General features: G+C 32.3%; 1 protein-coding gene. It reads right to left on the bottom strand.

Features of this window, described 5'->3' with window-relative positions:
- Positions 1 to 273 precede the first annotated feature (273 nt).
- Positions 274 to 1,052: restriction endonuclease subunit S (locus H7N67_RS07890; protein WP_187939618.1), on the bottom strand; the 779-nt coding region annotated here is incomplete at its 5' end.

Raw genomic sequence — 1,052 nt, 5'->3', positions numbered from 1 at the left:
GTTCCCCTGAGTTTAAAAGCTTAGGGGTTTCCTTTTCAAGCGGGTTTGTCCTTGACTTTTGGGGCACTGGTCATTTTGTTATAAAATTTATTTTTTTAAGGGGATAGGGGGGCATTTTGAAATAACTCTCCCCTACAACCCCCAACTAAAAACCCCCTAACCCCAAGAAGACCGCCTTAAAAAATTATCACTTGATTAAAACCAAGCTCTTTTATTGTTTGATTGTAAAAAATGCTTTTTAGCCTTTTTTAGGTTTTATTTTTGTTGTAAAACTTATTTTTTTAAAACCCTGATTTTAGCGCTCATTAAATCGTGGTTTAAAGCTTTTTTGATGTTTTCAAATTGGCGTTTTTTGTTTTTAAGGCTAATGATTTCATGATCCACATCGCTTAAAATATTAGCGATAGCGATTTGTTCGTTTAGGGGAGGTAAAATGAGACAAACATTATTAAAACCACTCTTTGATAAATTGTATCGTGTTGAACCTTGCGCTAAATTTTCAAAAGCTTTTCTGCCTATTTCGCTATTAATTAAGTATGATAAAAACAAGCTATCAACTGCCTTGTCAAATATTCTAAAACCAAAACAAAAACTATTCAAAAAAACTTGGTCTATATCATCTAAAAGCACGGCACACATGCCTACCTCTTTTGGAGTTTCTGAAGAAGTATTAAAAAATAAATCATATTTTTTAAAGGAATTTTGTTTTTCATTTGGGTATATTTTTACATTTTCTAGTATAGAAGTATCTATTATGACATTATTTAAAACATTCAAAAATGTAATATATTTAGCATTGCCATTGATAAAATCTTGCTTTGTTTTTCCTACTAATCCACTTATAGTTATTCCAATATCCCCAAGCCTCACTCTTTGCCAAGCTTGATTGAAGCCTTTCAAGCGTTTTCTTTGGCTCAATAGTTCAAAGCTTAAAGCTTTTTTAACGCTCTCTTTTTTAAGAATGAGGGCGTCTAAAGAATAAAGATAATGATCCAAATCGCTTAAAACGTTAGCGATAGCGATTTGTTCGTTTAGGGGGGGTAGGGGGATTA

The organism is Helicobacter pylori (assembly GCF_014498195.1).
Classification (GTDB): domain Bacteria; phylum Campylobacterota; class Campylobacteria; order Campylobacterales; family Helicobacteraceae; genus Helicobacter; species Helicobacter pylori_DO.
This window is presented reverse-complemented; position numbering and strand designations above follow the sequence as displayed.